General features: G+C 41.8%; 7 protein-coding genes and 1 riboswitch. Of the genes, 4 read left to right on the top strand and 3 right to left on the bottom strand.

Annotation, left to right across the window (positions count from 1 at the left end):
• Positions 1-491 (top strand): hypothetical protein (locus tag BN3456_RS00730; protein ID WP_347457625.1); only part of this gene is annotated, 491 nt, incomplete at its 5' end.
• Positions 492-877: 386 nt separating this feature from the next.
• On the opposite strand, the gene BN3456_RS00725 is transcribed toward BN3456_RS00730, so the two are convergent.
• A complete protein-coding gene (locus tag BN3456_RS00725) occupies positions 878-1,225 on the bottom strand; it encodes a hypothetical protein (RefSeq protein ID WP_018213991.1) in 348 nt (115 codons plus the stop codon).
• Positions 1,226-1,535: 310 nt separating this feature from the next.
• The gene (locus BN3456_RS00720) at positions 1,536-1,694 is read right to left on the bottom strand and encodes a helix-turn-helix domain-containing protein (protein ID WP_230974965.1); all 159 of its coding nucleotides are present in this window, start codon (positions 1,692-1,694) and stop codon (positions 1,536-1,538) included.
• 29 nt (positions 1,695-1,723) lie between these two features.
• Here BN3456_RS00720 and BN3456_RS00715 point away from each other — a divergent pair, with 29 nt between their 5' ends.
• From BN3456_RS00715 to BN3456_RS00705, 3 genes are all read left to right on the top strand, one after another.
• Entirely contained in the window at positions 1,724-1,990 is a 267-nt protein-coding gene (locus BN3456_RS00715; RefSeq protein WP_176699063.1) for a hypothetical protein, read from the top strand.
• A gap of 99 nt (positions 1,991-2,089) precedes the next feature.
• Positions 2,090-3,034 (top strand): IS30 family transposase, encoded by a 945-nt coding sequence (locus BN3456_RS00710; protein WP_042437074.1) that lies wholly within the window; start codon positions 2,090-2,092, stop codon positions 3,032-3,034.
• A 324-nt stretch (positions 3,035-3,358) separates the two neighbouring features.
• Positions 3,359-3,820, top strand: coding sequence for a cupin domain-containing protein (locus tag BN3456_RS00705; RefSeq protein ID WP_018214002.1), 462 nt, complete (start codon positions 3,359-3,361; stop codon positions 3,818-3,820).
• Between the two features lie 58 nt (positions 3,821-3,878).
• On the opposite strand, the gene BN3456_RS00700 is transcribed toward BN3456_RS00705, so the two are convergent.
• Positions 3,879-6,416 carry a cation-translocating P-type ATPase gene (locus BN3456_RS00700; protein ID WP_089982052.1) on the bottom strand — a complete coding sequence of 846 codons (2,538 nt, stop codon included), beginning with the start codon at positions 6,414-6,416 and terminating at the stop codon, positions 3,879-3,881.
• 113 nt (positions 6,417-6,529) lie between these two features.
• A riboswitch (NiCo riboswitch) is annotated at positions 6,530-6,634 on the bottom strand.
• Positions 6,635-6,848 lie beyond the last annotated feature (214 nt).

Raw genomic sequence — 6,848 nt, 5'->3', positions numbered from 1 at the left:
ACCTCTCCCATGTGAAGGTACAGATTACTGCATCAAGAAAAGATATTTATCTTGTGCTGGTTTATGGCATCACCGAACATCCAATGATGCTTGCCACCAATAAAAAAATTGAATCAAAAGAAGATGTTATCCGTGTAGCACGAACATACTTTTCCAGATGGAAAATTGAAGAATATTTCCGTTGTAAAAAACAGATGTTCCAGTTTGAAAACTTTCGCGTACGGAAGCTTTGTGCAATCAATGCACTTAACTTTTATATCACCTTATGCATGGCGTTTCTGGCCTTGATCTCAATGGAAGAAGAGACAAATGCACTCAAGGTTTCAATCATAAAAACGGCAGATCCCATCAAGGAAAAAGTTTTCTTCTGCTATTACCGATTGGCAAAAGGCATCTCAGGCATACTGTCGTATGCGAAAGAGGGCGTCAGACTCTGGTTTCGGACAAAACGTCCGGCATACCGTCAACTTTGCTTTAAGCTGGTCGCTTAGATAGAGGGTCTGCCCCATTGGGCATAAAAGAATAATTCTCCTAAAGTCCGGTTCCGGCGGGGCTTATTTCAGTACCTCTATTCACAATACTGTCTTTTCATTTTTTTCAAAAATAGGACAGATTGGTACTTTAGAAGAAGTTATCTCTTTTGAAATTACATTTTGCGGAAACTCAAGATTAAATATAGACAACAGGGAGGGGTTCGGTGCTATGAAAATTGAAATCCGTTCACCGTCTATATGCAAGCATTGACTGGACTATTCTTGGCATGTAGACAAAGCAAGAGCCGTTGCGTCAAGTAAGATGCAACGGCTCAAATTCGTGATAAGTCAGATTTTATTGTGTAGGTGAAGTTAAACCACTAACAGAGGGTGTGCTCATACCCTTACACAATGTTTTCACCCAAAATAATTTTTGGCATAGTGGTTAAGCATCTGTTCCATCGCTTGTAAAAATGCTCTAACCCTAACTTTGACACCCTTGCGTGAGTTTCTTCATCTCTAACAGTCCAATGTAAAACATAAGTGACTTTGCCTACATTGCGTGTGAGGCGAACAGGCAATGCCCCTTCTTTAACGGCATTAAAATCTGTTTGGCGGTGGGTGCGTTTGATATATCTAACTTCAATAACACCATCCTGCTCCATATAAAAGGCGGCAACCTCTTTCATAAGTTGCTCAATTTCCTCTTGCTTTTCAATCTTTGCCTCATAGATACAAATTTCATTAAACATTTATTGCACCACCTCACACATTATATAAATTATATAAAACTTGCTCACCGAGCGTTAATTTCCCATGCTACCGTTTCACAAAAGTTTTACACGGCAGATATATAAAGTGAGTTTACCATAGTAAAGCGGAACTTTCAATTAAACAAATATGAACAATGGAAAGGACACAGATACTATGAAAAAGTCCGTTCGCCATCCTTTTGCAAGGATACTCTGGACGATTTTGGGGATGTAGACAAAGCAGGAGCCGTTGCATCAAGATAAAGATGCAACGGCTTAATTTCATAATCTAAAATAAGGGTAAAGCTTCTTAAGAAAAATACCATGGCTCACTGATAAATTTGATATATATTTTTTTGTTTGCAATCTCAATTAAGCCTTCGTCCTTCATTCGTTTCAGTTCCCTGAAAAGTGAGGGGCGTTGTACACCGAAGTAGTCAGCAAGCTGCTTTTTTGTGATAGGTAGCAAAACAGATTCCGATTTTTGCTGGGTAGAAAGTGCCAGAAGGTAATGAAGCAAAGTTTTTAGGTCCCAAGTTCATGGCCATTCGTTGGGCGCTCACTGTACTTGCCATAATCATCTTCTCATGGATTTCGGCAAAAATTATTCGGGATGAGGATCTACCGGGAGAAATGCTGGCTAAGCCCGGCCTCCATATTAACAAGGATGCCTGTATGGGCTGTACCCTTTGTGCAAAGAACTATCCCACACTGTTTATAATGCAAGGGAAAAAAGCTGTTGTCAAAGCATATGATAGATTGTAAAATGAAGTGCGCCACAGACATAGGGTAAAAAAATAGCCCATACTGAAATCTTCGTGTAGAATGGAGTTGCTGAGACAACATTCAAACGGAGGCAACAATATGAGCTACCATCATTTTACCACATATGAACGCGGCAAGATAGAAGAATTATTGTCGCTAGGTTATTCGCACAGGAAAATTGGGCAAAGGCTAGGTCGACACCATTCCAGCATTGACCGTGAGATTCTCCGCAACATAACCAATATTGGCTATGACGGAGAAAGTGCACAGTCCACATACAAGACACGCCGCAAGCGCTCTAAGCCCAAAGGAAAGTGTACAGAAAGTTTAATTGCTTGCATCACCGATAAAATGTTAGCAACTTGGTCACCTGAACAAATAGCCAATACTGTAACCTTGGGAATAGTAAGTTTTAAAACCATATACAATTGGCTTTACTTAGGGATTCTTCCAGCAGCTACCTTGCAGAATCTAAGGCAAAACGGTAAGCGTAGAAGGGTTGAAAAACGTGGCAAATTTTCCATGGGAACACCAATTTGCGAACGACCAAAGGAAGTTAAAAGCAGAACAACTTTTGGGCATTGGGAGCTTGATAGTATGGTTTCCAGTCGTGGAAAAAGCAAAGGTTGTTTTGCCACCTTTGTAGAAAGGAAAAGTCGACTGTACACTGCTTTTAAAACTCCAGACAGAACAGCAGCCTCTATGCAAACAGCAATTACTACACTTTACAACATCCTGCCAAAAGGAGCATTCCAAACCGCAACTACAGACCGAGGAAAAGAGTTCGCCTGCTGTACAGCTATTCAAGAACAATTGGGCTTAACTTTGTATTTTGCTGATCCCTATTCCTCGTGGCAACGAGGTAGTAACGAAAACTCCAATGGCTTGCTGCGAGAGTTTTATCCCAAAAAAACAAATCTTTCTTTCGTTGACCAGAAAGAGCTTACCAATAATCTATTTCTCATTAATTCCAGACCTCGCAAGTGCTTGAATTGGAAATCTCCCATTCAAGTTTTTCTTCACGAACTGGCGCACTTGTCTTGACAATTCATCATATGATAAACAGGCTCTTGATTATGAAAAACTCCAAAGTGTAATAAAGGCATGTCCGGTTCATGCAATAGAATATTCGGAACAATAAAGATAAGGAGTTATATCACAACGTGATGTAGCTCCTTATTTACTTTATTAAAAAGGTTGTAAGCCTATCTTTGTATCCAGGATTAATATCATCGAGAGGGGTTTAAGTGTAATTACCCTCAGGATTCAATCACCCTATTAATCCAATCGCATAAGATATATAAGGGTAATGCTATGCAATTTATAATTTTGTGATGTTACCTAAGCTGAAAAAGGAGGTGTTTTTTTGTGAGTCGATATAATGAAAACAGAAGGGGTTGCGGAAATCAGACCGTAGAGTCATGCCAACAAGACCATGGGCCTTATCCCTATGTTACCAACATTTCGCAAGCAACTGGGCGGAATCAGAACTATCGCACGACATTGTGGACTGGATGTCACCTGCAGTTAACTCTGATGAGTATTCCCGTATGCGGTGAAATTGGGTTAGAGATACATCCAGATACTGATCAGTTTTTGCGTATCGAACAAGGAAACGGTGTTGCTTTGATGGGAAACCGCAAAGAGCAATTGGATTTCCAGCAATGTATAGCAGCAGATGATGTTATTTTTGTCCCTGCCGGAACATGGCATAATGTTGTTAATAAAGGGCGATGCCCTTTAAAACTCTATTCAATTTATGCACCACCACATCATCCGCATGGCACAGTGCACAAAACTAAGGCAGATGCCGATAGATTGGGGGATTGAAACCACAATACATGTAAAAAAAGTAAGAGCCACGTGAGAATTCACGCAGCTCTTATTTTTATTGCATTGAACCATTTTTCAGTTTTTGTCGTTTTACCAGTTTCACTAACTCAAACCAAAACACTGCGATAAATGCAATAATAACAGCCTTTAATAACAGAGAAGCAGAAAGTGGTGCCAACTTTAATAAGCCATTGAGTGGCGAATACAAAATAATGCCAAGCATAGCCAGTGTACCAAGGTTAACTGCCCACATCACTTTGTCTTTCACAAGGCGCTTTACCGATTGAAAGGTAAAATCGTGATCAGAACTATTGACCTGTACAAGAAACAAGTTGGATAGCATGATAATTGCAAGCCCCATTGCCCGGGCAACTGGTGCATTATCAACATTTCCATCGAGGATTACGTAATACGTTCCAAAGGAGGCCGCAAAAATGATAAGTCCCTGCAAAATGCTTTTGGCTAGAGTTTTTGCGGTCAACAGTTTTTCCTTTGGATCTCGAGGGCTTCGCTCCATAATGTCTGCTTCGGCAGGCTGACGCTCTAGTACAATCGAGCAGGTAGGGTCAATGAGTAGCTCGAGCAGAACAACGTGGAGAGGAAGTAAAAGCAGTGCTGAGGGGGCAATGCCAAGGATTGGTGCAAGTAAGGAGGCAAAGGCAATGGGAATATGAATGGTGAACACATAGCCCACAGCCTTGCGAATGTTATCATAAATACGGCGACCGTCTTTTACCGTTTCTACAATAGTAGTAAAATTGTCGTCCATTAGAATGAGATCTGCTGCTTCACGGGAAACTTCACTGCCGCGTTTACCCATTGCAATGCCAATATCGGCATATTTGAGAGCGGGTGCATCATTCACGCCATCACCGGTCATCGCGACAATTTCACCGTTATCTTTGAATGCTTTTACAATACGCATTTTATGTTCAGGAATGACACGAGAAAAAATGCTGACATCCTTCACTTTTTCACGCAGTTCTTCATCGGTCATTTCGCTTAGCATATCGCCTGTAATGATATGGTCGCTGTTTTGCATACCGATTTTCTTTGCGATAGACGCGGCGGTGATGCCATTATCACCTGTAATCATAACAACACGAATACCCGCTTTATTGCAAACGGCGATGTCTGCTTTTACACCTTCACGGGGTGGGTCGGCAAGCCCGATCAGTCCGCAAAGCGTTAAATGGCAGTCTGTGATCTGTGCAGGAATTTCTGCTTCACTTTGTAGCTTTGCAGTGGCAACTGCAATTACACGCAAACCTTGTTTGGACATTTCGGTGATCTTCTGTTCTGCTGTTTGTTTTTCTAAATCTGTAAGCTTACAAATAGTTAAGATACGCTCAGGGGACCCTTTTGCGGCAACGGTAATTCCGTCATCTCTGCGCCAAATATGCCCCATCATCTTCAACTCATTTGTAAAGGCATATTCGCTGATTAGTTCTCCAGCAAAAAGATCTTCCTTTAAAATTCCAAGGGTTTCGCAATGCTTGAGCATTGCCTTTTCCATTGGGTCATAGGCATCGGTCTCGCAGCCCATACCCATTACTTCACAAAGTGCTATGGTGTTGCCATCAGTAGCCCACGTATCCTGCACGGTCATCTGATTCATCGTGATGGTACCTGTTTTATCTACGCATAGCACAGATACGGCGCCAAGCGTTTCCACTGAAGGCAACTTGCGCACCAGTGACTGCTTTTTGGCAAGTCGCCAAGCTCCCATTGATAAAAATACCGTGAGGATGACAGGAAACTCTTCTGGAATCATTGCCATGGCAAGGGTGATGCCCGACAAAATGCTTTCAATCAGCCTGTCGCCAAAGCTGTGGTCAGGAATATTTAGCCATGTGAATATTCCTACAAGGGCAAACAAGACTGCAGCAATTCCTGCGCATAGTTTAACAAGACTTCCGGTTTGCTTTTGTAGGGGTGTGGGTTCCTCTGGTGCAGATGCAACATTAGCACCGATTTTTCCATATTCGGTGCTGCCACCAATTTTATCTACCAGTACCGTTGCTGTGCCCTGTGTAACCAGCGTGCCAGCATAACAATAATCACGCCGCCAATAGTCGCTTGTTGAATCTGCACTCTCAGTGTTGATTTTCCACACACCTTCCGCTTCGCCGGTCAACGAAGATTCATCGACACACAGGTCGTTACATTTTATTATAATGCCGTCTGCCGGGATTTTAACCCCCTCATAAATCATCATTAAGTCGCTGGGCACAAGGTCAGCACTTGCAATGGTCTGCTCCTTGCCATCACGAATAACAGTGACATGCGGGGCAGATAAATCTTTCAGGGCATTTAGGGCTTTATCGGTTTTCCCTTCTTGAATTACATCAATGCTAATGATGCCTACCACAAAAATGAGCATAATCGCACCATCCCTGGATTCTCCCAGAATAAAATAAATGGTCGCAGCAACAATGAGCAGTAAGAACATTGGTTCGCAGATAATATGCAGGATTTTTTTGAAAAAGCTTTCTTTTTTCCGTGCGGTCAATTCATTCTTACCATATTGCTCCTGCAATCGTTTTGCTTCGGTGGCGGTTAAGCCAGCCATGTTTTGCTTTTTGTCTGTCATAAAAGTTACCTCCGTTTTAGCCTTTCGGCAGTTGTTTGATAGCTCTATGGCACTCCATTTCGGGGTCATGTGTTCCATCAGGGTATAAAAAATAGCACACCTATGGAACATACTACTGTCCCACAGATGTGCTCAAATTGCAATCTGTTGCCGCTCATTGGGCGGCCCGGCCCCATGACCTTTACAAAAAGGTTCATCGCCTGCTCAGTTTGTACTGTTGATCTCGCATTCATGCTGAATGTAATGCAGTGCAAAGAGATTCTATATATTATATGCAAGATTGCAATCATTGTCAACCAGAATATTACTTGAGTTTCCGCAGTTTTATCCACATAGACCTGAATTAAACCATGTCTTTATAAACAACTTTCAAAAAATGCCCCAAATATAAGGAATCTAATTCCTTTTTGATGTAAAATTAAGCTATCAAAG

Origin of the sequence: Clostridium sp. C105KSO13 (assembly GCF_001517425.1) — a bacterium.
In the GTDB taxonomy this organism is placed as follows: Bacteria; Bacillota; Clostridia; order Lachnospirales; family Lachnospiraceae; genus Muricomes.
Note: the sequence above shows the minus strand (reverse complement) of the source record. Positions and strands in the feature narration are given on the sequence as shown.